The sequence below is a fragment of the Aminobacter sp. P4_D5 genome (genome assembly GCF_056401815.1).
In genome coordinates this window covers 21,204-44,026 of record NZ_JBFUIP010000043.1, presented here as the reverse complement: position 1 = coordinate 44,026, position 22,823 = coordinate 21,204, and the positions used below count along the sequence as shown (strand labels likewise).

Sequence of the window (22,823 nt, the reverse complement as noted above, 5' to 3'; positions counted from 1 at the left end):
TGTCTCGGCCTGTGACCGGTTCAATATGGCGCGGGCCGCCTAGGGGTTGCAGAAATTCCGGGCATTGTCGGTCCAGCGGCCGAAGCCGGTGGCGACCATGTTGGCGATGACGCGGCAGACATAACGCTTCTGGGCGGGGTCGTTATTTGGGCCGGCGTGATAGCGTGCGACAGCCATCGACCAGGACTCGTGGCGGCTGTGAAGACTGACCAGAAAGCGCGCGGCGTAGTCGACATTGCGACGGGGATCGAGCATGTCGCGGACCGAACGAAACTCGGCCGCGTGATAGCGGTGGTTTATCTGCATGCAGCCGAGATCGATCAGGGTCTTGCCTTCGCTGCGGGCGGTTTCAAAGGCAGCGAGAGCCTCGGTCTCGTTACTGGGAAAAACTGCTTTTCCTTCTATATTCAATGCGTTGGGTTGCAAACTGCCCTTTTTTCCGGTCTCCGTCAGGCCGACTGCATAAAGGATGCCGACCGGCACGCCATAGCGGTCTGCGGCGCGCAGGATCTCCGGCTCGCAAGGGTTCGCAGCGGCTACGGCCAGGCCAGTTGCAGCACTAGATATAGCGGCTGCTGCCAGGGCGATCAGCGCGAGGCGGCGAGATGTTGTGTGCGCTACCGTCTTCATTTGCCGATCTCCCGCCAGGACGTCCATTGCCTGAATTGCCACCTTCGCTACCTGTTCCGTCCGACTGGAAGGACGGTTGGTCGCGACCGCTGGCACTGCCGGATGGGGCACCGCTGTCACTGCGTGGTTGCCCCGATTGCGGTTGAAGGATGGTGACGCGATCGACATCGAATCCGAGGCCACGCAGCGCTGTGTTGATCGCTTCGCGGTCGGCGGAAAGCCGATGATAGGCTTCGGCGTTTTCAACTTCGATTTCAATCGAGAGTTGCTCTCCAGCCAGGCGCAAACTGGCTGTAACCATGCCCAATTCGACCGGACGCAGCTGGATCTTGAGGACCTGTGCGGCGGGCGCATTTGTGGTGCTGGCCTGGAGCTGCTGGACCGCACTTGCGGCTGCGGTGTGGCGTGGCGCGTCGGAGGCGATGGCAAGGGCGAGTGCGCCTGCAGTGCTGTTGGCACCGGAGGCGGCAGGAGCGGGGATGGCTTGCTCGGAAATGACGCTGACGCGGCTTGCAGCGGTGGGTTGCTCGGCCTGTTTTGCTGGTGTCGGGCGTGCCGGCTTGTCGGCTTCGGCAGCATCCGTGCTTGCCGCGCCCGGCGTGGCGGACTGCGCTGTGACAGGTGTATCAGATATGCGTGTTTCAGCCACGGGTGCCATGCCAGGTGGCAAAGCCGAGCCAGCGGAGCTCGCACGCGCTGACGCGCTGCTCATGACCAGTGCTGAACGCTCGGTGTCGGCCATGTCGCCGGCGGGCGTTGCTGCGACATCGCCGGCCTCGGCGTCGGCGGCATCGGCCAAGCCGGCATTGGCCGGGTGGCTGGTCGCCTTTCGCAATTCACTCAATGCAAGCACCAGCGGCAAGGCGGCATCGGCCGACATGTCAGCCTTGCTAGCGTCCTTGGCCGACGTGTCGGGGAGTTCAGCACCTTCGGGTTGGCTGGTTTCCGCCGATGTCTCCGTGGTGCCCGGATCGGTTTCGTCCTTGGCATCAGCAACGCCTGGATCACGCGCGGCAAGCCGTGCGGCGAGCTTGTGTAGGCCCTTTTCGCGCGGCGCGTCCTGGTCGGCGGCCTGCTCCTTCGACTGCTTTTCGCCCTTTTGCGGCGACATCAAAGTGCGGCCGAAATCCGCCTGCTCGTCGTTGCCTGCCAGAGCGTTGCGGTCTGCCGCCGATGGATGTCTGGCGGTCGGGCTCACCAGCGCAGCGCTAATGCCGTCGGTCATTTGGGAGAGCCTCCGAGAAGTTCGTCTATGGATTCGAGAGTACGGCGCGCTTCGATGATCTTGGGGTCTTCAGCCTCGGCGGGTCCTGGCTTGGTCAGCGGCACGACCCTGGGTGCCTTGGCGATCGCCGGCTCCGGGAGCGTGGGCATTGACTGCGCCGCAGGAGCCGGCGCTTCGACGGCATCGGGAACCATTGGATCGGCCGGAGGCGATGCAAGGTCGAGCGGTGCTGGCGGCAGGTCCTCGATGTCGATTGGTTTCGGCTTGCTTTCTGGCGAGGCCGGTACCGCCGAGGTCATTTCGGTGGCGACTGCCTCGACGGCGTCGAGCAAAGCACGGTCACCCTTGGACAGCTTGTCGCGGTCGATACCGCCAAGCATGCCCAGCATGTCGGCAGCATTGCCCGACGTGACAGCCGAAAGTCCGGAATAGAGCTGAGCACGCGGGTCGGTGCTGTTACTGCCGTCGCGGCCTTGCTCGGCCCTGGCGGCCGCGAACGCCGAAAGCTCGGTCAGGCCGTCGATCGCGGCGCGACGAGCGATACGGAGATAGACGACCTTCTCCTGCTCGGCATCCATCATCGCCGTGATCTCGGCAATCGAGTCGAGATTGACCGAGGCGTGCAGGGTGACGACGCCAGCGACAAAGGCATCGGCGAACTGGCTGGCATAGGGTGAGCGCAGGTAGCTGCGGACATATTGGGTCGAGGTGCGCAGGAAGCGGCCACCGTCCTCCATCCGGCTGGCAAGCGTCACCGAACGGCGCAGTGCTGCTTCCTCAACCAGCGTGCCGGGGCTCAAAAGGCGAGCCTGATCGAACAGCTTCATCGCCTTTTCGGGCTCATCGGTGATGCTGACCGAACCCTTGACCAGGGCAAGGAAGGCGCCCAGCTCGGAGATCTGCGTCAGCGGATCGATCGAGGCGAGTGCTTCGACCGCGCCTTTCGGCTTGCCCCTGAGATAGTCGATGATGCCTTGCGCAAGCGTGCGGTCGGCCTCTTCGAGGGTGAGCCGCGACAGGACCTGTTCGATGGTCAGCGGATTGCCGCCGCTCATGGCGTAGATGAGCAAAGCGCGAAAATTCTTGGGGTCCTTGAATGCGGCTGTACTGGCCGTGCGCATGCGCTCGTCGGTCATTTCGAGCAGTCGGCGCTGCAGCGGCAACGAAGCCTGGTCGCCGCCGGCAATGCGGTCCTGCAACAGCTGCAGGCAGCGCACGAGCTGGTAAGGCTCAAGTGCTGGCGCTTCGCTGGCCATGGCGCGGCCTGGCACGCCCGCAACCAGCAGGGCGATGAGGGCCGCACCTGAAAGAGATGCCGCCAGCCTCATTGAGGCTTCTCCAGCAAGATTTCGATGCGCCGGTTGGTGGCCGAGAAGGGCTCTGCTGTGTCTTTCAGCTTGCGGTCGGCGAAGCCGGCGACCTCGACGATGCGCTTCTCGTCGAGCCCGGCGCGGGCCAGCATGTAATAGGCCGAATGGGCGCGCGCGGTGGACAGGCGCCAATTGTCGTAGCCGCCGCCTCGGAACGGCCTGGCATCGGTGTGGCCGTTGATCGAGACCTGGCCTTCGTGGGCCGAGATGGTCTTGGCGATCTTTTCCATGGCAAGCACGAGCTGCTTGCGCGGCACGGCAGAACCGATCTCGAACATGCCGAAGTTGAACTGCTCGGTAACCGAGATGACGACGCCCCTGTCGGTGGCGACGACCGAGACGCCGTCGGGCAGGTTTGGGCCCGACTTGATGGCCTCGGCGAGTTCGCGCCTGATAGCGTCGGCGTCCTTGATGGTGTCCTTGCTCGGCGTATCGTCCTTGGGCTTCGGCTTTTCGGATATAGCTTGGGCTTCGGCTGCCTCCGATTTGGGGGCATCGCCGGGCTTGGCGCTTTCACGGGCAAGGGGTGTTGCTTGTTCGGCTGCCTTGGACGAGGGCTCGGCGGCCTTCACAGGCTCCGACGTGTCAGAGCGCGCGGTCTTGTCGCCCGGCTTTGCCGGATCGCCTTCGATCGAGGCACGCTCGGCACTTGCCTCGGCAGCGGGTGTTGCGACCTGCTCGGTCCAGAAATCGGGCGCGAAGGGATCGCGATAGGCTTCACCGCCGGTGGCACCACTCGAAGGGCCGGCACTTTGCGCCCCGCCGTCTCCGCGTTCGGAGACATTGGCCTTGGCGCCGGTCTCCTGGGCGATCTCGGCGAGAACGGCATAGGGGTCGTTGAAGAGGTGGTCGTCGGAACGCTTGACGGAATCGGCGGAGTCGGCCGAATTCTTCTCGGTCGACGGGCCGGCATTGCCGCGGCCGTCGGTGCCGGCCTTGCCTGAGGCTTCCTGCGGGGTCTCAGCGGTCAGGCCAACGGAGTTGGGGCCATCGCCAAGCTCTTCGAGCCCCTTGCGGCTGGCGTTGCGGTCGACAAGCTTGACCGGATTGAAATAGCTGGCGACCGCCGCCTTGGTCTGCTCGTTGGCGGCACTGATCAGCCACATGACCAGGAAGAAGCACATCATTGCCGTCATGAAGTCGGCGAAGGCGATCTTCCACGCACCGCCGTGATGGCCTTCATCGTGATCGACATGGGCACGCCGGACGATGATGATCTCGTGGCGCGGCTCGCCGCCGTCGGTGGCAGTCATGGCAAGGTCTCGGAAAGGGCCGAAGACCATTCGCCGAGACGGGTCTCAAACAGGTTGTCGTCGATCGAAACACTGAGATCGAAGCCTGTAGCCTCGATGAAGTCGACATTGGCCGCGCGCTCGCCCAGGGCCGTTGCCAGCGCGTCGAACAGGAACTGCGGGCCGCTGACCTTGATGCGCACCGCCTCGCGGTCGGCGCAGGCTGATATGACGGCACTGGCCAGGGCGTCGATGGAGCGGCTGCGGATGTCGTCGCTGACCAAGCCGGCGACAATGCGGGCGGCGGCATCCGTGGAGAGATGGACGAGGCGCGTTTCCATCTCGCCGATGCGCATGGCGATGGCGGCACCTGTATCGGCACCGAAGCGGGCGCCGAGATCGGCGATCTCGGTGGCATGGCGCTGGCGCTCGACTTCGAGGGCTGCCTCATGCTCCTCGCTCAGCCGCGCGGCCAGCTCGGCCTCGGCGTGAGCGACCGCCTCGGCGACGATCGCCGGGATGTCCGGATCGGGCACTGCCTTGGGGTAAGTACTTGCGGCCGGCGTTTCGAGGTCGGGCCCGTTGGGAGCCAACGGCGCGAAATCGGTCAGCCTTTCGAAAAGCGCTGCAATCGACATCAGGCGGCTACCTCCTTGGCAGCCCATTTGCGCAGGATCAGTGCGGTGCGCTCTTCGTTGATGTCGACCATGCGGGCGAGGCGGTCCTGCGGGGCGGGGCGCAGCTTGTTGCGCAGATCGTCGATGGCGTTGCTGGGCCGCGATCCGGGCAGGGCGGCCTGCGCCTCCGCCTCAGCGGACGCATCGGGCGTCGGCAACGAACGCTGCACTTCATCGAAGCTGGGTCCCGCGATGGCTGCAGTGGCTGGCCTGGAAAGTGCCGCCGCCATCGGCCGCAAGCCGAAGAAGGCGACGAGGAAGACAACGACGATGAAGGCCGCGGCGTTGATCAGCGTGCCGGCATGCTGGCCGACGGAAGCGAAGGCCCCGGGGCTTGCGATCGCTTCGCCGTCGAGACCGTCGATGAATTCGACGGCCGAGACGTTGATCAGGTCGCCGCGCTTCTCGTCGAAGCCGGTGGCCGAGGTCACCATCTTCTGGATGTCGGCGACACGGGCGGCGATGGCTTCAGGCGTCGCGTCCTTGCCAAGGATGGCTGCCAGGCGCTGCTGGTTGACGACGACGGCGATCGACATCTTGGTCACCGAATAGCCATTCGAGACGGTGGCGATACGCTTCGAGTTCATCTCGTAATTGGTGATCTCTTCCTTGCGGTCGCTGTTTGAGTTCGACTGCGGGCCGTCAGTTGCGGCACCTGCTTCGGCGTCAGGCAGGTTCTGTTCGACAGTGGCAGGCGTGGACGACTGCTTCTGGTTGCTGGCTTCATTGGCGCGCACGACCTGGACGGAGCGCTCGACGCGCGATTCCGGATCAAAGATGGTCTCGTCGGTCTGACGCGTATCGGTGTTGACGTCGGCCTTGACGCTGGCGCGGAAATTGTCCGGGCCGAGATAGGCAGAAAGTGCGCGGCGGATGTTGTCTTCGATCTGGGTCTCGACGGTGCGTTCGACGCCGATGGAGCGCGCTGCACTCGAATTGCTGGGGTCATCGCCGGCTGCAAGCAGATTGCCGCTCGAATCGAGCACCGTCACGCGTTCGGCGTCGAGCCCGGGGACGGCTGCGGCGACGAGATGGCGGATCGACATGGCGCTCTTGTCGGCATCCATGCTCGCTGCGCGGATGACCACCGAAGCCGACGGCTTCTGCTCGTCGCGGCGGAAATTGGCGCGCTCGGACATCACGATGTGGACGCGGGCGGCCTTGATGCCCGAGATCGACTGGATGGTGCGGGCGATCTCGCCTTCCAATGCACGCACGCGGGTGACTTGCTGCATGAAGGAGGTGAGGCCGAGCGAGCCGACATTGTCGAACAACTCGTAACCGGCGTTGGCGCTGGTGGGCAGCCCCTTTTCGGCAAGCAGCATGCGCGCCTGCGAGGTCTTGCCGGCGGGTACCAGGACAGTGGTGCCGTCGGAGGCGACGTCGAAGCCGATGCCGGCCTCGCCGAGCACCATGCCGATCTGGTTCACGTCGGAGCGTTCGAGCCCGACATAAAGCGTCTCGTAGGCCGGACGGTTGAGATAGATGGACCCCACGCCGATGACGGCGAGGACCAGCGCTGCGATGCCAGCCAAGATGGCGAGCCGGCGTGGGCCGAAACTCCTGAGATTGGCGACTATGCTCTGTAGCTGTTCAGGCACGTGCGTAGGTTCCCCGCAAAACTATCCGGCAGACCCTAGACCGCGAAGCTTGCGCGAAAATGATATGGGCCGCGCAAGATGCGCGGCCCATGGCAAATAGATGCGCTGGTTCTGAGAGCGGCCGATCAGCCCTTGAACAGCGCCAGGATGCTTTGCGAGTTCGAGTTGGCGATCGACAGCGCCTGGATGCCGAGCTGCTGCTGGACCTGAAGCGCCTGCAGGCGGGTCGATTCCTTGTTCATGTCGGCATCGACGAGCTGGCCTACGCCGCGGTCGATGGAGTCCATCAGCTTGGACACGAAGTCTTTTTGCATGTCGATGCGGGTCTTGGCGGCACCGAGTTCGGACGCGCCGTCGGCCATCTTGGCGAGCACCGTTTCGACGTCCGTCAGCAAGGCATCGAATTTCTGCGCTTCGGTAGGCGTGGTGATGATTGTGCCCGTGCTGTCTCGTGCCGTTACAGCTGCAAGGTTTAGCACGTTGATGTTTAAAGCGGAAACGCCGGAAGCGTATCCAGCCATATCCAGAATGCCTTTCGAGACGACAGCGGGGGGGCCGGCAGCAGGTATTACGGTATCGATTAGCCGGACATTAGTCAGCGCGATATCGATGCTGCCGGTCGAAACGGCGCCGGACGAATCGCGGTTGTATGACGAGATGATGCTTAGGTTGTTGCTCTCTGGAACAGGAGGGGTACCCGCAGGATTGCCCGTATCCTTCGAGGAGTCGGTCTGGAGCAGGTTGGAGCCAGCATAGTTGGCCCCGCCGATGGCGTCCTTGAGCTGGTCGACATATGTGTCGATTTCGGTCTGGAGCTTGGCGCGTTGCTCAGGGCTGACATTCTTGGCCAGCAGCAAATTCTTCTTGATCTTGTCGACGGCGGTGAGGGCGTTGTTCATCGCGGTGTAGGCGGTATCGACCTTGCCGCCGCCGAGGCCGAGCGCGTCCTGCACGACCGAATTGACGTTGTTGTCGGAGCGCATGGTCGTGGCGATCGACCAGTAGGCGGCGTTGTCAGAGGCTTCGGCGACGCGGAAGCCGGTCGAGATGCGCCCCTGGGTGGTCTGAAGCGCCTTGTTGGTGGCGCTGAGGCTTTGGAGAGCCGTCATTGCCGAAGCGTTGGTCATAATACTGGACATCGAAAATAGCCCCCTCTGTCAAAACCGCGCCGCTGACTGCGGCTGTGGACCGGTCGCTGATGCTGTTCGTTTCCGCCCCGTGGCAGCGATGAACCGCATGGCAATTGGTTAACCATAACTAGCGGTTCATGGTTAACGGTGGATTAAGAGCGTTCGGCGACTCGAGCGTTTGCGCGGTTCGGTGACGCAGGGGCATTTATGTGGAAGGTGGCTTGCGCCGAGCTAGCGGGTCCAAACGAAATCGGGCCGCACCTTGCGGTGCGGCCCGTTCTTAGCGGCAAGTGCCTGAGACGGCTCTTGGCTGCTACTCCGAAGACCAAAGCTGATCGTCGGCGATGCTCAATTAGCCGCGGAACAGCGACATGATCGACTGGGTGTTGGAGTTGGCGATCGACAGAGCCTGGATGCCGAGCTGCTGCTGGACCTGGAGGGCCTGCAGACGGGTCGACTCCTTGTTCATGTCGGCATCGACGAGCTGGCCAACGCCACGGTCGATCGAGTCGCTGAGCTTGGACACGAAGTCCTTCTGCATGTCGATACGAGCCTTGGAGGCACCGAGTTCTGCAGCGCCAGTCGCCATCGAGCTGAGAGCCTTTTCGACGTCGGTCAGCAGGTTGTCGAAAGCGGCGCTTTCCGTGCTTGGGGTGCCAGCGGTGTAGCCGGTCACACCTGTCAGGTCGGAGACACTGAGATTCAGAACGGATTTCGCGGAGGCCGTGCCGTTCTTGTCAAGCGTACCATCTGCGGTGGCGGCGACGGTGTTCATCAGGCGCGTATTGGCGAGCGCAACGTCGATCTGGCCAGTCGTTACAGCACCGGCCGCGCTACGATTGTAGGAGGTCATGACGCTGAAATTTGTCGCGTCGGTCGCAGTCGAACCGGTCTTGAGCAGGTTCGACCCGGCATAGTTGGCGCCGGCGATGTTGTCCTTGAGCTGCGACTGGTAGGTTGCGATTTCGCTTTGGATCTTCTTACGATCTTCGGTGCCGGCGTTCTTGGCCGCGAGGATCTTTTCCTTGATCTTGTCGACGACTTCGATGGCCTTGTTCATCGCGGTGTAGGCGGTGTCGACTTTGCCAGCGCCGAGCCCGAGCGCGTCCTGCACGACCGAGTTGGCCTTGTTGTCGGAACGCATGGTGGTGGCGATCGACCAGTAAGCGGCGTTGTCGGAAGCTTCGGCGACGCGGAAGCCCGTGGCGATGCGGCCCTGGGTCGTGGAAAGGTTCTTATTGGTTGCGGAAAGCGACTGCAATGCAGTCATTGCCGAGGTGTTGGTGTTGATGCTGGACATGGGAATAACGCCCCTAAAGAATGCAAAGGTACAGGGACATACCGGATCGGCCGGTATGGCGGAGAGGCATCATGCCAATGAGCGCTTCAGGGAAGGTCACCCGCCATGAGGGGTAATCTGGCGGAAAATTCCTATTAAAATTCTAAGTATTATGGTTAATTGCGATTAACTTGCTGTTTTATTTGAATATTTGTTAGCCCATCTTAACCGATGCGACTGCCCAAACGAAATCGGGCCACACCGAGATGTGGCCCGAGCTTCATGTCTGAGACGACATTTGCCGATATTAGCCGCGGAAGAGCGACATGATCGACTGGGTGTTGGAGTTGGCAATCGACAGAGCCTGGATGCCGAGCTGCTGCTGGACCTGAAGGGCCTGCAGACGGGTCGATTCCTTGTTCATGTCGGCGTCAACGAGCTGGCCGACGCCACGGTCGATCGAGTCGCTGAGCTTGGACACGAAGTCCTTCTGCATGTCGATACGAGCCTTGGAGGCACCGAGTTCTGCAGCGCCAGTCGCCATTGAGCCGAGTGCCTTTTCGACGCCGGTCAGCATGTCGTCGAAATCCTTGCTGTCCAGCGTTGCCGTGCTGACACTCAGGGTCAGGACAGAGACTGTGACAGCGCCCGCACCGGTCGTGGCCGTTTCTGTATCGAGCACGCCGTTTTTGGCTGCAGCGTCCGTATTGACCAGGCGAACGTTGCTGAGTGCAACATCGATCTGACCTGTAGTGACCTTGCCCGCCGAGTCGCGATTGTAGGAGGTCATGACGCTGAAATTTGTCGCGTCGGTCGCAGTCGAACCGGTCTTGAGCAGGTTCGACCCGGCATAGTTGGCGCCGGCGATATTGTCCTTGAGCTGTGCCTGGTAGGTTGCGATTTCGCTCTGGATCTTCTTGCGATCTTCGGTGCCGGCGTTCTTGGCCGCGAGGATCTTTTCCTTGATCTTGTCGACGACTTCGATGGCCTTGTTCATCGCGGTGTAGGCGGTGTCGATCTTGCCGGCGCCGAGCCCGAGCGAATCCTGCACGACCGAGTTGGCCTTGTTGTCGGAACGCATGGTGGTGGCGATCGACCAGTAAGCGGCGTTGTCGGAAGCTTCAGCGACGCGGAAGCCCGTGGCGATGCGGCCCTGGGTCGTGGAAAGGTTCTTGTTGGTTGCGGAAAGCGACTGCAATGCAGTCATTGCCGAGGTGTTGGTGTTGATGCTGGTCATGGGAATAACGCCCCTAAAGAATGCAAAGGTACAGGGACATACCGGATCGGCCGGTATGGCGGAGAGGCATCATGCCAATGAGCGCTTCTAGGAAGGTCACCCGCCATGTCGGGCAATCTGGCCGACAGTCCCTACCAAAGGTCTAAGCGGCATGGTTAAATCAGTATTAACCTGTTGATTTATTTCGGTTTTGCGTGTGCTTGCTGCAAGCGTTGCAACCGCAGCGCGCCGATGGGCGTACTGCGGTTCGATATGTCAAATCAAAGCGTGAGAGCCCTTTCGTGCGCTCGTATCGGACGCGCGGTGATCTAGGTGAATGATCGAACCAGAGAGCCGACGAGCAGGTTCCAGCCGTCGATGAGGACGAAGAACAATATCTTGAACGGCAGCGACACGACCGTGGGCGGCAGCATCATCATGCCCATGGCCATGGTGATGGTGGCAACGATCAGATCGATGACGAGGAAGGGCAGGACGATCAGAAAGCCGATTTCAAAGCCGCGGCGGATTTCGGAGATCATGAAGGCGGGAACCAGGATGCGCAGGTCGACCTTGTCTTCCGATACGGTCTGGCCGCGCTCGCGGGCGAGGTCGGCGAACAGGTTGAAGTCCTTGTCGCGGACGTTGCGCATCATGAAGGTGCGGAACGGATCGGAGATGCGATCGACCGCCTCGGTCTGGGTGATCTGGTTGTCCATCAGCGGCTTGACGCCGTTTTGCCAGGCCTGATCGAAGGTTGGCGCCATGACGTAGAAGGTCATGAACAGCGACAGCGAGATGAGGATCAGGTTGGCGGGAGTCGACTGCAGGCCGATGCCGGTACGCAGGATCGAAAACGCGATGATGAACCGCGTGAAGCTCGTCACCATGATCAACAGGCCCGGCGCCACCGACAAGACGGTCAGCAGGCCGAACATCTGGATGATGTAGCCGATGGTGGCGCCGTCGGTGTTGCCCAGCGCGCTCAGGTCGAGCTGCTGCGCGCCCGCGGGCAGGGCGGTGCCCGCGAGGATGGCTGCGGTGGCCAGGAACTTTTTCATTCAAACAGCAACGTTCTGATCAGGACTTCCTTGACGTGACCGTCGCTGCGGATCGCGGCGCGTTCGTCGAGGTCGGTCTTGAGATGGCGGAAAGCGCTGGCGCCCTGGATCTGATGGATCCTGAGCGTGCGCACGAAGGCAACCAGGTCCTGGTGGACGCGATCGGCGAGGTCGGGCGGTTGCGGCGCGTCGAGCACCAGCGAGACCTCAAGGCGCACCCACATGGTGTCGGGCGCGGCGAGATTTGCGGTGATGGTGGGGAGCTGCACCAACGTGCCGGCTGCTGCAGGATCGCTGGCGTCCTTGTTGGGCGCATGCGGCTTTGCCGTCTCAGCGGCCACCTGTTCGGCCGGCTTGGCTTCGCCCTTGAGATAGCCGCCGGACAGCCAGCCCATGCCGATGGCCGCCGAGGTCATCATCAGCAGGATGCCGATCTGGATGACCAGTGACCGGCCGGGTTTTGCTGCGGGGGGCTGTTCTACTGCTGACATGACCGACCTAGAAGGGGAGGACCTGATCGAGGAACTGCTGGCCGTAGGGCGGCTGCTGGACCTCGGAGATGCGGCCGCGACCGCCATAAGAGATGCGGGCTTCGGCGATGCGCTCGTAAGGAATGGTGTTGTGCGGGCCGATATCGGTCGGGCGCACGATACCGGCGATGGTCAGCACGCGCAGCTCGGCGTTGACGCGGACCTCCTGCGAGCCGCGGATCATCATGTTGCCGTTAGGCAGCACTTCCATGACGACGGCGGCAACGAGCAGGTTGAGTTTCTCCGAACGGGCGGTGGCACCGTCGCCTGTGAATTTGGTTTTCGAGTCGATGTTTCCATCCGCCGAGCCGCTGGTGCCGGCCCCGTCCCATTCGAGGTCGAGGCCCATGCCCAGGCCACGGCTCGACGTGCGCTGGCGCTCGGACTCGTTCTTGAAGCGGGCCTTGTCGTCGATCTCGATCCTGACGGTGAGGATGTCGCCAGCCTGGAGCGCGCGCGGGTCGGTGAACATGCGGCTTTGCTTGTCCTGCCACAGTGAGAAACGCTTGGGCGGCGCCGAGGGCGATTCCGGGTAGCGGTACATTGACGAGCTGCCGTCCTCGATGCCGGAACCAACCGCCGACATGGTCGGCTCCTTGTTGATTTCCTTGAGGTCGGTGGCACAGCCGGCGAGGCTTGCGAGCATGGCCGCGAGAAGGACTTTTCTGGTCATGTTGGGTCTTCCCGGCGGGATGCGCTTGCCATGATGCGGGTCAGCTCGGCCGCCGACTTGCTTTCCATCTCGTTGAGGATGACGCTGGACTTGCGGGCGTCGAGCTTCATCAGAATGGCGGCGGCGAGGTCGATATTCATGACCGCCAGGCGCTCAGCGGCGGCATCGGGTTTCATGCGCGAATAGATCTGGACGACGCCTTCTTCGGCGCGGGCCAAAAAGACCTCGCGGCGCTTCAGCCATGTCTCGTATTCAGTCTTGCGCTCCTCGAGCATTGCAATGCGCTTGTCGACTTCGGCCTGGAGCTTCTTCAGCTCTTCGGCCTGAAGCGCGTAGCGACGGTCGCGGGCAGCGTCGGCGATGTTGGAGCAGAAGCGCTCGACTTCGCTCGGCTCGACCGTGTTTGGCGGGATTGTCGCGGTGTGCTCGGGTGAAACTTGCGGTTTGACCTCGCGCGGCATGACCTGGGTGGGCGTGCCCTGAACGAGCATCTGTTCGGCGCGGGCCAAGCCGCCGCCGGCAAGGACGATGGCCAGTGCCGCTACGGGGAGGGCCTGGCGGTAGAACATCTGGAAATGGCTTGTTGTCATGGCCATGGCCTATTGAACCACCAGGTCGGCTTGCAGCGCGCCTGCCGACTTGATGCCCTGGAGGATTGCGATGATGCCGTCCGGCTTGACGCCGAGGCGGTTGAGACCGGCGACCAGCGTCTGCAGGTCGGGGCCGTCGAGCATGGCCAGCTTGGAGTCGGGACGCTCCGTCTCGATGACGGTGAAGTCCTCGATCGCGGTCTGGCCGCGCGCGAACGGCTCGGGCTGGACGACGCGCGGCTGCTCGGTGATGCGGACCGTAAGCGTGCCGTGGCTGATGGCGACACGCGAGATCTTGACCTCGTTGCCGATGACGATGGTGCCGGTGCGCTCGTCGACGACGACCCGGGCCGGGGTGTCGGACATGACCATCAGGTTTTCGAGCTCGGCATAAAAGCGCGCGGTCGACACACCTTCGGGCTTGCGGATGACGACGGTGCGCGAGTCCTGCTCGCCGGCCACGCGCTTGCCGAAACGGTGGCGGGCATAGTCGTTGACGGCGTCAGCGATACGCACCGCTGTCGAGAAATCGGGATTGAAGAGCTGCAGCGTCAGAACGTTCTCGTCGCCGAAGCGGGCCTTGACCTCGCGCTCGACGATGGCGCCGTTGGGGATGCGGCCGGCGGTCGGAACGCCCTGGATCACCTTTTCGGCATTGCCTTGCGCGGCAAAGCCGCCGACCAGCAGCGAGCCCTGGGCGACGGCATAGATCTCGCCGTCCGGCGCCTTGAGCGGCGTCATCACCAGCGTGCCGCCTGAAATCGCTGTGGCATCGCCGAGCGAGGAGACGTTGACGTCGATGCGGGCGCCGGACTGCACGAAGGCCGGCATGTTGGCCGTGACAACCACCGCAGCGACATTCTTGACGCGCAGGCGGCCGTCCTCCGAGGCGATGCCGAGATTTTCGAGCATGGCGCGGATCGACTGTTCGGTGAAGGGCGAGTTGCGCAGGCTGTCGCCGGTGCCCGGCAGGCCGATGACGAGGCCGTAGCCGACAAGCTGGTTGTCGCGGGATTCCTGCAGTGAGGCGACGTCCTTGATGCGGACATTGATGAGATGCGCGCCGCCGCTGTTGAGCGTGGTCTGCCGTCCGCCGTCACCACCGCTGCCAAAGCCATCATCGCCGCCAGCCTTGGCGGCACGCGCTGCCAGCTCGGAGGCAGGAACGCCGTCGGGACCGTCGGCGTAAGCGTTCTGGAGGCCAAGAACGGCAACTGCCGCGAGCAACAGTCTGCGGATCATATGGCACCCACGTGGATCGAGCCGTCGGCCATGACCGTGCCGCTGAGGACCTTGCCACTGTCTATGTTGCGGACCTTGACAAGGTCGCCGGCAGCACCCGGTTCGAGCGTGACGGCGGTAGCCGAGATCAGGAGAGCACCCGCGGCGAACACGACCTGGACGGAGGCGCCGCGGTCGACCAGCCAGGCCTCGCGCAACGCATTGACGGGAATATAGCGGCCGGGCAGCAGCGTGCGCTTGGCAACCCTGCCGTCGAGCTCCTTGGCAAGCGTCGCGACCGCGTCCGGGCGAACCTTGCCCGGCTTGAGCGTGACTTCCTTGAGCGCGGACAAGGCGATCGCTTCGCCGGGGTAGATGACGCGGTTGGGAACGAGCACCACCTCCTGTTCGGCGGCCATCGCTGCGCTGCCAAGCATGGCGAACGCGAGGACCGCCGTGCGGATATGGAGGAGGGCGTTCCGTCGCCGCATGATGCTCACCGGATGTTCTTGGAGACGACAGCGGCCATTTCGTCGGCCGCCTGAATGACCTTGGAATTCATCTCGTAGGCGCGCTGCGCCGAGATCAGCTCGGTGATTTCCTTGACCGGGTCGACGTTGGAGTTTTCCAGGTAGCCCTGCTTGATCGTGGCGTAGCCGGGATCGCCAGGCACGCCGACATTGGCGGCACCCGAGGCTTCGGTTTCCTGGAAGAGATTGTCGCCGAGAGGCATCAACCCCGCTTCGTTGGCGAAGTTGGCAAGCGTCAGGTCGCCCAGCGGCTGGAGCGCTGCCTGGCCGTCGAGCCGGGCGAAGACCTGGCCGGAATTGTTGACGATGACCTCGACCGCATCCTGCGGCACGGTGATCGCCGGGACGACGTTGAAGCCGTCGACGGTGACCAGCTGGCCGGTGGCGTTCTTGTTGAACGAGCCGGCGCGGGTGTAGAGTGTCTGGCCGTCGGCACCTTCGATCTGGAACCAGCCCTTGCCTGACAAGGCGAGGTCGAACTCGTTGGTGGTGCTGGTCAGGCCGCCCTGGATGTGGACGTTGCGCACGGCCGCCGTCTTGACGCCGAGGCCGATGCTGACGCCTTCCGGCACGATCGCCGAATTGGCGCGATTGGGCACACCTTGCAGGCGGTCGACCTGATAGAGCAGATCGGAGAATTCGGCGCGGGCGCGCTTGTAGCCGGTGGTGTTGATGTTCGCGATGTTGTTCGCGATCACCTCGAGATTGGTCTGCTGGGCATTCATGCCCGTAGCGGCAATGGCTAGCGCTTTCATCGGAATGTTCCTCAGATGCCCATGCGGCTGACTTCGAGATATGCCGTGACGATCTTGTCGCGGATGGCGACGGCCGCCTGCAGCGCCTGCTCGGCACTCATCACCGCGTCGACAACCTCACGGGTGTCGGCCTTGCCCTGAAGCCCGGAAAGCGAGAGCTGCTCTGCCTTGTGCAAGGTGGCCTTGGTCTGTGCGGCGGCGTCCGCAAGGGCTGCCGCGAAGGACGAGCCGACGCCGCCAGCTGCGGCTGCGCCAGCCTCGGGCACGACGCTCGTCGGCTTGCTCAGTAGCTGCGTGCCGAGTGGGCTGATGCTGCCGATCATTACTGGCTCCTCATAAGATCAATGGTCATGGAAATGAGATCGCGCGCCTGCTTGATGACCTGCAGGTTGGCTTCATAGGAACGGTTGGCCTCGGTCATGTCGGCCATTTCGATGATGACATTGACGTTGGGCATCTTGACGAAGCCGCTGGCGTCGGCGGCCTCGTTGCCGGGCTGGAACTCCAGCGGAAACGCCGACTGATCATGGCCGATCGAGGCGATCTCGACGGTTGAAGCGCCGGTTGCGCGGTCGAGCTCGGCAGCGAAGCTCACGGTCTTGCGGCGATAGGGGTCGGCACCGGGCGTGTTGCCGGTAGACTGGGCGTTGGCAAGGTTTTCCGAAACGATGCGAAGGCGTTCGGACTGGGCTCCGAGACCGGAGCCTGCGACCTTAAGTGCTGAAACGAGCGGATCCATCCCTGTCAGGCCTTTGTGCTGAGCATGATCATGCGGTGGAAGGCCTTGACGATGGCCGTGTTGAGCTCGAACGAACGGCGGACTTCGCCGGCTTTCATGAGCTCGTCTTCGACCGCCACCGTATTGTCGGATGGCAGGACCGCGTGCTTGGGTTCTTCGGGTTTGACCGCGTAGCCTGCTTCGGTGGCGCCACCGGTGAGATGGCCCTTCTGGGTCGACGCCATGGCGACGCGCGAACGGTCAAGCACGCGCTCGAAGGGCTCGATGTCGTTGGTCCGATAGCCGGGCGTGTTGGCGTTGGCGACGTTGCCGGCGATGGTGTTCTGGCGCACCGAAAGCCAGCGTGCCTGCTGGGCGGCCAGATCGAACAGGTTGACGGGGTCCATGGAAATCTCCGAGCAGATTTCCAAACACTATTGCGTCAGTCTTGCGCGGGCCTTGCGCGGCGGTCCTTCGGCAAAACCAGCTCAAGGCGAGACGTGGAAGACCTCTTCGCGCGAGGTGACGAGCACCCATTTGCCGTCGCGCTGTTCGATCGAGGCGACACGGCTCGAGTCGGGCAGCGGCGAGCCACGCTGGACGATCCAGACGCCGGCATCGTCTTCGACCATGGCTCGGCCATTGGCGATATGAACGAGCTTGAATTCGATCTTCGGTCCGGGGAAGGGCTGTTCGGTAACGCCCGGAACGCCAACCTCGTCGTCCTTGTCGCGGCGCAGCGAGCCGGTGGCAAAGAGGTCGAGCTTCATCGGCGGAATATCTTCGACCGACATAGGCGCGCCTATGCGGTTGACCTGTTGGCCCATGGCGAGCGGAATCGGTTGCTGGTTCTGGCCGCCGCCAGAGAATTTCATCGCGCGGACGCCGAATTTCTCCTGGTTGAAGAAGATATACCAGGGAAACAGTGCGCAGGTGAGACCGAGCGCGATGCCGAGGCCAGCGATGACGAAGTCGCTGCTGCGGTCGCGCTTTTCGCGCCTTGGGGTGATGGTCAGCGGCGAGCGCTTCAAGCCGAGGCGCTGGAGCAGCGTGAGCGGCTTGTCCTTGCTCCCGATCATTTCGAGGAACACGCTTGCCGGGTCATTCCGCCTGAACATGGGCTCTATCCTTGGCTTTCAGGTGACGTGCGAGATCGGAGAACGGATCTAGCGAAGGCCCATCGGCAGGCGACTGGCCGAGCGCCTCGTAGATCACCGGAACCTGGCGCACGGCGAGATCGAGCTCCGGATCGGCGCCGGCCTGGTAGGCGCCGAGCAGGCGGATGTCGCGCGTGTCTTCGAAACGCGAGATCATAGCCTTGAGCTTGCTGACAAGCTGGCGCTGTTCTGGAGTCCAGGCCTTGCCGGCCAGACGCGAGATCGAGGATAGCGGATTGACCGGCGGATAGCGGCCCTGTTCGGCAATCGAGCGGTCGAGCACGACGTGGCCATCGAGGATGCCGCGGACGGAATCCGCGACCGGATCGTTGTGGTCGTCGCCATCGACGAGCACCGAGATGATCGCGGTGATCGAGCCGGTGCCTTCCATGCCGGGGCCAGCGCGCTCAAGCAGCTTGGGCAGGTCGGTGAAGACGGACGCGGGATAGCCGCGCGCGACCGGCGGTTCGCCGGCACCGATGGCGACTTCGCGCAGCGCGTGGGCAAAGCGGGTGATCGAATCCAGTACCAGAAGCACGCGGTCGCCACGGTCGCGGAAATGCTCGGCGACGCGCATAGCTGTGTCGGGCGCACGGCGGCGCATCATCGCGCTCTCGTCGGAGGTGGCAACGACCGCGACCGTCTTGGCCATGGAGGCCGCACCGATGGTGTCTTCGAGGAATTCGCGGACTTCGCGGCCACGCTCGCCGATCAGGGCGACGACGACCGTGTCGAAGGCATCGGCGCCGGCGAGCATGGCAAGAAGCGTCGACTTGCCGACGCCGGAGCCGGCGAAAATGCCCATGCGCTGGCCGAGGCAGAGCGGGGTGAAGATGTCGATGACGCGGACACCTGTCATGAAGCCGGTTTCGACGCGCTGGCGGGCGAGCGCTGCTGGCGGCACGGCTTCGGCCGCGTCCTGCTTGGCGTTGCGGATCAGCGGTGCACCACCGTCGATGGGCCGTGCAAGGGCGTCGATGGCGCGTCCGCGCCAACTCGGATGCGGGGTGATGGCGATCGGGCCGCGGGTGAAGACGGCATCGCCAACCCCGACCTCGGCACTGCTCTCATAAGGGGCGACCAGCACTTCGTCGCGGCCGATCTGGACGATTTCGCCACGGCGGTTGCGGCCGTGTCCACGGTGCTCGACGATGTCGCCGAGCCGCGCGCTCGCGGACAGGCCGCCGACCTTATAGTGGGTGGGCGCGATTTCGCTGACCCTGCCCCCACGCCTGACCAGCAGGCGGTCGTCAGTGAAGCGGTTCTGGATACGCTCCAGCGCCTCGAGCCGATTGTGGTGGACCGGCTGTGGCCCGTTGCGGATGGCGGTCAGGGACGTGCTCACTTATTTCGAGCCGAGCGTCTTGATGGCGTCGGAGAACGAGGCTTCGTTCTGGCGTATCAGCGCGGCGGTGTTTTCGAAGGCACGCTGCACCATGATGAGCTTGGTCATCTCCTTGATCGGATTGACGTTGGACTCTTCGACGAAGCCCTGGACGATGCCGGCGTTCATGCGGTCGACAATCGGCTGGGGCGGTGTCGGCGGCACGACGCCCGAATTGCCATAGCGGACAAAGTTGATGCCGGGATTGAACTCGTAGAGGCCGATGGCGCCGACCAGGCGGTCACCCTGGCGCAGCGCGCCGTCGGCACCCGCTGTCGGAGGGCCGGCACGCGGGTCGAGCTGTATCGGCGCGCCGCCGGCGTCGAGAACCCGGTGGCCCTCGACGGTGACGAGCTGGCCGTCCTGGGTCATGGAGAAGCGGCCGTCGCGCGTCATCACCACGCCGGCGGGCGTGTCGATGCCGAACCAGGCGTCGCCACGAATGGCGAAGTCGAACGGGTTGCCGGTTTCACGCATGCCGCCATGCTGGGTCGAAAGATAGGTGTCGCCGGGCGAGGTGAAGGACACCGACTTCTGGCCGAGGCCGGAGACGACGTCCTCGAACTTCACCCCGGTGGCGCGGAAGCCGACGGTGGATGCGTTGGCGACGTTGTCGGCGATGGTGTTGAGGCGTTTTTCGAGTGCGACCTGGGCGGAAAGCGCGACGTAGAGACCGTTTTGCATGATGTCCTCAGAACCTCAGCTTCTGCATGGCAAACAGCAGGTCGGTCGATACGCCAGCGGCCGGCGAGCCGCCGAAAAGCACGCCGACGGAGGCTTGCACCGGTGAGGAGGGGTTGTTGATTTCCCAAAGGCTGGTGAAGCGCTTCATGAATTCGCCGAGCTTCTTGGGATTGGAGAAGTCCTCGACATTGAGCTTGCTCTCAAACAGCGCGACCTGGCGGTCGATATTGGCGCCGGCGAAGGATTCGGGCAGAGCAAGCGCCGTGCGCAGGACCTTGGCGAGGGCGGGGTCGGCAAGCACCTGGTAGAAGCTGGTGATGGTCGATGCCTTGCGCTCGAAATAGAGCGCCAGGCGCACGCCTTCATTGTCCTTGCCTGCATTTTCCTCCAGCGTCTGGCGCATGAACTTGTCGACGGCCGGCCTCTGGGAGGGATTGGTGGTGGTGGCAGTCTCGCCATTGGCCTCGAAATTGTACGTGCTGGCGAAGGCGGCGTAGCTCTTGTTCGTCATCTGGTTGGCGTAGCTATTCGGATCGCGAACGCCGCCAGCCAGGACCTTCTCCATCATCTCCTTGTTGGGGATCGAAGATTCGATGCCGAAGGACGTCATGGCGAATTTGTACAGCCTGTCGTCGCCCAGCAGGTCCTTGGCGGACTTCACCTTGATGATGTTGTCGAGGTAGTACTTGACCTCTTTCTGGACGGCTTCCGACTTGGGGTCGAGGCCGCCCAGTTCTGCCTTGACCAGATATTGACTGACGGCACCTTGCTGGGCCTTGTTGTAGGTGGTGGCCTGCGGGCCGAGCTCGGCGAAATTGAAGCTCTTGACGAATTCGGCGTAGCGCTTGTCGGTCAGCTTGTTGGCGAAGCTGTCCTTGCTGGTGATGCCTTCCTTCAGGGCCTTGACCATGAACGCCTTGGCGTAGGCCATGTCCTGGAGACCGTGCGCCTTCATGGCGTATTTGAACAGACGGTCGTTCTTGACGAACTCGTCGATCGATTTCACGTTTTTGATGTTCTTCAAATAATATTCGGTCTCGCGCTCGACGGTGGGCTGGGACTCGACACGGTCGATTGCCTTGCCGATGTCCCTCGCGATCAGGTGATAGCTTGTATAGGTATTGAGCATGACAATAGCCCTTCCGCCGCAGGATAGTCGGGGAAGGCTACGCTCAAATGCTTGCGCGAGGCTGAATCATTTTGCTGCGTTCCTTCAAGCCTCACACAAGGCACGCGAGCTATCTGTGTCTGCATAGTGCTTTGAATGCGGAAGGACCTGCCTGTGGGCATTCTGATCGGACTCGTCGTGACGCTGGGCTGTGTGCTTGGCGGCTTCATGGCGATGGGCGGACATCTAAACGTGCTGATGCAGCCCTGGGAACTCGTCATCATCGGCGGGRCTGCCCTCGGTACCTTCCTCGTGGCCAACCCGATGGCCACCGTCAAGGACACCGGCAGGGGCATCATGGAGGCCTTCAAGCAGGCGGTGCCGAAAGAGCAGGACTATCTTGAAACGCTGGGCGTGCTGCATTCCCTGATGCGCGAGCTGCGCACCAAGACGCGTTCGGAAGTCGAAGCCCATATCGACAATCCGGACGAGTCGGCGATCTTCCAGGCTTTCCCGACGGTGCTGAAAAACTACGACCTGACGCATTTCATCTGCGACTATTGCCGCATCATCATCATCGGCAACGCACGTTCGCACGAGATCGAAGCGTTGATGGACGAAGAAATCCAGACCATCCGTGCCGACAAGCTCAAGTCCTATCATGCGCTGGTCGCGGTCGGCGACGGCCTGCCGGCGCTCGGCATCGTCGCCGCCGTGCTCGGTGTGGTCAAGGCGATGGGCGCGCTCGACCAGTCRCCCGAGATACTCGGCGGCCTGATCGGTGCGGCTCTTGTCGGCACCTTCCTCGGCATCTTCTTGTCCTATTCGGTGGTCAACCCGATCGCCACCAAGGTCAAGACGGTCCGCGAGAAGAAAAACCGCCTCTATATCGTCGTGAAGCAGACGCTGCTTGCCTACATGAACGGCTCGCTGCCGCAGGTGGCGATCGAGTTCGGCCGCAAGACGATCTCGTCTTATGATCGCCCGTCGATCGATGCGGTGGAGCAGAGCACGCTGAACACCGGCAATACCGAAAAGAAGGCGGCCTGACCGATGCGGGACGCTGACAAAGGGCATCGCAAGCCATGAACACCACCGCAAGCCCRGCGGAACCACGCGACATCGTGATCGAGCGCCTTCTGGGCGACACCGGCGAGCCGGCCAAGGTGCATTCCGCCGCCCGTCGTCTGGCCGAGCGCTCGTCGCCTTTGATTGCCAAGTATTTGAGCGAAGTGCTGCCGGAGCAGGTCTTCGTCGAGGTGGTCGAAGTCAAGCTCGCCCGCATGGCCGACGCCAAGGCGGGTAAAAGCAACCAGGCCATGTCGGTCGCGATCACCCAGACGTCTCCGGACGGGCTGGTGATGACGCTCGATCCGCAAGCGCTGGCGATCCTGGTGCATATCATGTTCGGCGGCGATCCGAGCCGCGAGGTTGCGCCGATCGACCGCGAGCTGTCGTCGATCGAGACGAGCGTTGCGACATTGATTTTCCAGGACGTGGCGCGCGCCATGAACGTGCAAGGCCCTGACGGTGGTCTCGGCGTCAAGCTGCCGGTGGCCGAAGCGATGACCGGCACTGTCATGAAGAAGCATGTTTTCCGCGACGGGCCTTCCGCCCGCGTCACGCTGTCGATCTCGACGGCCGTGTCGCGCGGCCTGCTGGTGCTGACCCTGCCGCAGCGCGTGCTGATCGAAGATCGCCGCTCAAAGGCCGAGAAGGAAGCCGAGGCAATCCCGACGACCGAGTGGCGGTCACGCTTTTCCGACGAGCTGATGCGTTCGACCGTGCGCCTTGAAGCATCGATGCCGCTCGGGCGCTTGACGCTCGGCGACCTGACTGGGCTCGCGGTCGGGCAGGTCATCGAACTGGCTGAGAACACCCAGTCCAATGCCGTGATCGCCGCGCGTGGCAAGACGCTGTTTGCTTGCGAGTTCGGCAAGCTCGGCCAGAACTACACCGTACGCATCAAGCGTCCGATCGACGCCACTGAAGAAACAATTGAAGGGATCGTCGCGGGCTGAGCCGATGCGCTGCCAAGCAGCGTGAGGCACC

The 22,823-nt window shown here is 63.1% G+C and carries 25 protein-coding genes; 2 read left to right on the top strand and 23 right to left on the bottom strand.

Going from position 1 to position 22,823, the window contains the following annotated elements; genetic code table 11:
• Positions 1-39: 39 nt before the first annotated feature.
• From AC1DWF_RS12010 to AC1DWF_RS11900, 23 genes are all read right to left on the bottom strand, one after another.
• Positions 40-630, bottom strand: coding sequence for a transglycosylase SLT domain-containing protein (locus AC1DWF_RS12010; RefSeq protein WP_476783903.1), 591 nt, complete (start codon positions 628-630; stop codon positions 40-42).
• Positions 560-1,855 (bottom strand): flagellar hook-length control protein FliK, encoded by a 1,296-nt coding sequence (locus AC1DWF_RS12005; protein WP_476783902.1) that lies wholly within the window; start codon positions 1,853-1,855, stop codon positions 560-562. Before AC1DWF_RS12005 ends, AC1DWF_RS12010 begins: the two co-directional genes overlap by 71 nt.
• Entirely contained in the window at positions 1,852-3,183 is a 1,332-nt protein-coding gene (locus AC1DWF_RS12000; RefSeq protein ID WP_476783901.1) for a chemotaxis protein MotC, read from the bottom strand. Before AC1DWF_RS12000 ends, AC1DWF_RS12005 begins: the two co-directional genes overlap by 4 nt.
• Entirely contained in the window at positions 3,180-4,478 is a 1,299-nt protein-coding gene (locus AC1DWF_RS11995; RefSeq protein ID WP_476783900.1) for a MotB family protein, read from the bottom strand. Before AC1DWF_RS11995 ends, AC1DWF_RS12000 begins: the two co-directional genes overlap by 4 nt.
• Positions 4,475-5,095: a hypothetical protein gene (locus AC1DWF_RS11990; protein WP_476783899.1), complete on the bottom strand. Its 621-nt coding sequence runs from the start codon at positions 5,093-5,095 to the stop codon at positions 4,475-4,477. The genes AC1DWF_RS11995 and AC1DWF_RS11990 overlap by 4 nt, the downstream gene beginning before the upstream one ends.
• The gene (gene fliF, locus AC1DWF_RS11985) at positions 5,095-6,735 is read right to left on the bottom strand and encodes a flagellar basal-body MS-ring/collar protein FliF (RefSeq protein WP_476788219.1); all 1,641 of its coding nucleotides are present in this window, start codon (positions 6,733-6,735) and stop codon (positions 5,095-5,097) included. Before fliF ends, AC1DWF_RS11990 begins: the two co-directional genes overlap by 1 nt.
• Positions 6,736-6,860: 125 nt before the next feature.
• Positions 6,861-7,874, bottom strand: a complete 1,014-nt coding sequence (locus tag AC1DWF_RS11980; protein WP_476786631.1) for a flagellin N-terminal helical domain-containing protein — start codon at positions 7,872-7,874, stop codon at positions 6,861-6,863.
• Positions 7,875-8,217: 343 nt separating this feature from the next.
• Positions 8,218-9,165 (bottom strand): flagellin N-terminal helical domain-containing protein, encoded by a 948-nt coding sequence (locus AC1DWF_RS11975; RefSeq protein WP_476788218.1) that lies wholly within the window; start codon positions 9,163-9,165, stop codon positions 8,218-8,220.
• A 286-nt stretch (positions 9,166-9,451) separates the two neighbouring features.
• Positions 9,452-10,381, bottom strand: a complete 930-nt coding sequence (locus AC1DWF_RS11970; RefSeq protein WP_476788251.1) for a flagellin N-terminal helical domain-containing protein — start codon at positions 10,379-10,381, stop codon at positions 9,452-9,454.
• Between the two features lie 308 nt (positions 10,382-10,689).
• Entirely contained in the window at positions 10,690-11,421 is a 732-nt protein-coding gene (gene fliP, locus AC1DWF_RS11965; RefSeq protein ID WP_476787896.1) for a flagellar type III secretion system pore protein FliP, read from the bottom strand.
• On the bottom strand, positions 11,418-11,912 hold the full coding sequence (locus AC1DWF_RS11960; RefSeq protein ID WP_476784991.1) for a flagellar basal body-associated FliL family protein: 495 nt from the start codon (positions 11,910-11,912) through the stop codon (positions 11,418-11,420). Before AC1DWF_RS11960 ends, fliP begins: the two co-directional genes overlap by 4 nt.
• A 7-nt stretch (positions 11,913-11,919) precedes the next feature.
• Positions 11,920-12,624 (bottom strand): flagellar basal body L-ring protein FlgH, encoded by a 705-nt coding sequence (gene flgH, locus AC1DWF_RS11955; protein WP_476784990.1) that lies wholly within the window; start codon positions 12,622-12,624, stop codon positions 11,920-11,922.
• Complete coding sequence (locus AC1DWF_RS11950) at positions 12,621-13,220, bottom strand: MotE family protein (RefSeq protein WP_476784989.1); 600 nt, start codon at positions 13,218-13,220, stop codon at positions 12,621-12,623. The genes flgH and AC1DWF_RS11950 overlap by 4 nt, the downstream gene beginning before the upstream one ends.
• Before the next feature lie 3 nt (positions 13,221-13,223).
• Positions 13,224-14,456: a flagellar basal body P-ring protein FlgI gene (locus AC1DWF_RS11945; protein WP_476784988.1), complete on the bottom strand. Its 1,233-nt coding sequence runs from the start codon at positions 14,454-14,456 to the stop codon at positions 13,224-13,226.
• A complete protein-coding gene (gene flgA, locus AC1DWF_RS11940; protein WP_476787929.1) occupies positions 14,453-14,872 on the bottom strand; it encodes a flagellar basal body P-ring formation chaperone FlgA in 420 nt (139 codons plus the stop codon). Before flgA ends, AC1DWF_RS11945 begins: the two co-directional genes overlap by 4 nt.
• A gap of 59 nt (positions 14,873-14,931) precedes the next feature.
• Entirely contained in the window at positions 14,932-15,720 is a 789-nt protein-coding gene (gene flgG, locus AC1DWF_RS11935) for a flagellar basal-body rod protein FlgG (protein WP_476784986.1), read from the bottom strand.
• 11 nt (positions 15,721-15,731) lie between these two features.
• Complete coding sequence (gene fliE, locus AC1DWF_RS11930) at positions 15,732-16,043, bottom strand: flagellar hook-basal body complex protein FliE (RefSeq protein ID WP_476784985.1); 312 nt, start codon at positions 16,041-16,043, stop codon at positions 15,732-15,734.
• The gene (flgC, locus tag AC1DWF_RS11925) at positions 16,043-16,459 is read right to left on the bottom strand and encodes a flagellar basal body rod protein FlgC (protein WP_476784984.1); all 417 of its coding nucleotides are present in this window, start codon (positions 16,457-16,459) and stop codon (positions 16,043-16,045) included. The genes fliE and flgC overlap by 1 nt, the downstream gene beginning before the upstream one ends.
• 5 nt (positions 16,460-16,464) lie before the next feature.
• Positions 16,465-16,845, bottom strand: coding sequence for a flagellar basal body rod protein FlgB (flgB, locus tag AC1DWF_RS11920; protein WP_476784983.1), 381 nt, complete (start codon positions 16,843-16,845; stop codon positions 16,465-16,467).
• An 81-nt stretch (positions 16,846-16,926) separates the two neighbouring features.
• Positions 16,927-17,556 (bottom strand): hypothetical protein, encoded by a 630-nt coding sequence (locus AC1DWF_RS11915; protein ID WP_476784982.1) that lies wholly within the window; start codon positions 17,554-17,556, stop codon positions 16,927-16,929.
• On the bottom strand, positions 17,540-18,940 hold the full coding sequence (gene fliI, locus AC1DWF_RS11910; RefSeq protein ID WP_476787897.1) for a flagellar protein export ATPase FliI: 1,401 nt from the start codon (positions 18,938-18,940) through the stop codon (positions 17,540-17,542). Before fliI ends, AC1DWF_RS11915 begins: the two co-directional genes overlap by 17 nt.
• Positions 18,941-19,663, bottom strand: coding sequence for a flagellar basal-body rod protein FlgF (flgF, locus tag AC1DWF_RS11905; protein ID WP_476782493.1), 723 nt, complete (start codon positions 19,661-19,663; stop codon positions 18,941-18,943).
• Between the two features lie 7 nt (positions 19,664-19,670).
• The gene (locus tag AC1DWF_RS11900) at positions 19,671-20,792 is read right to left on the bottom strand and encodes a DUF1217 domain-containing protein (RefSeq protein WP_476782492.1); all 1,122 of its coding nucleotides are present in this window, start codon (positions 20,790-20,792) and stop codon (positions 19,671-19,673) included.
• A 153-nt stretch (positions 20,793-20,945) separates the two neighbouring features.
• Here AC1DWF_RS11900 and motA point away from each other — a divergent pair, with 153 nt between their 5' ends.
• Both motA and AC1DWF_RS11890 read left to right on the top strand, forming a co-directional pair.
• Positions 20,946-21,821, top strand: a complete 876-nt coding sequence (gene motA, locus AC1DWF_RS11895; protein ID WP_476841703.1) for a flagellar motor stator protein MotA — start codon at positions 20,946-20,948, stop codon at positions 21,819-21,821.
• A 35-nt stretch (positions 21,822-21,856) separates the two neighbouring features.
• Complete coding sequence (locus tag AC1DWF_RS11890; protein ID WP_476782490.1) at positions 21,857-22,792, top strand: FliM/FliN family flagellar motor switch protein; 936 nt, start codon at positions 21,857-21,859, stop codon at positions 22,790-22,792.
• Positions 22,793-22,823 lie beyond the last annotated feature (31 nt).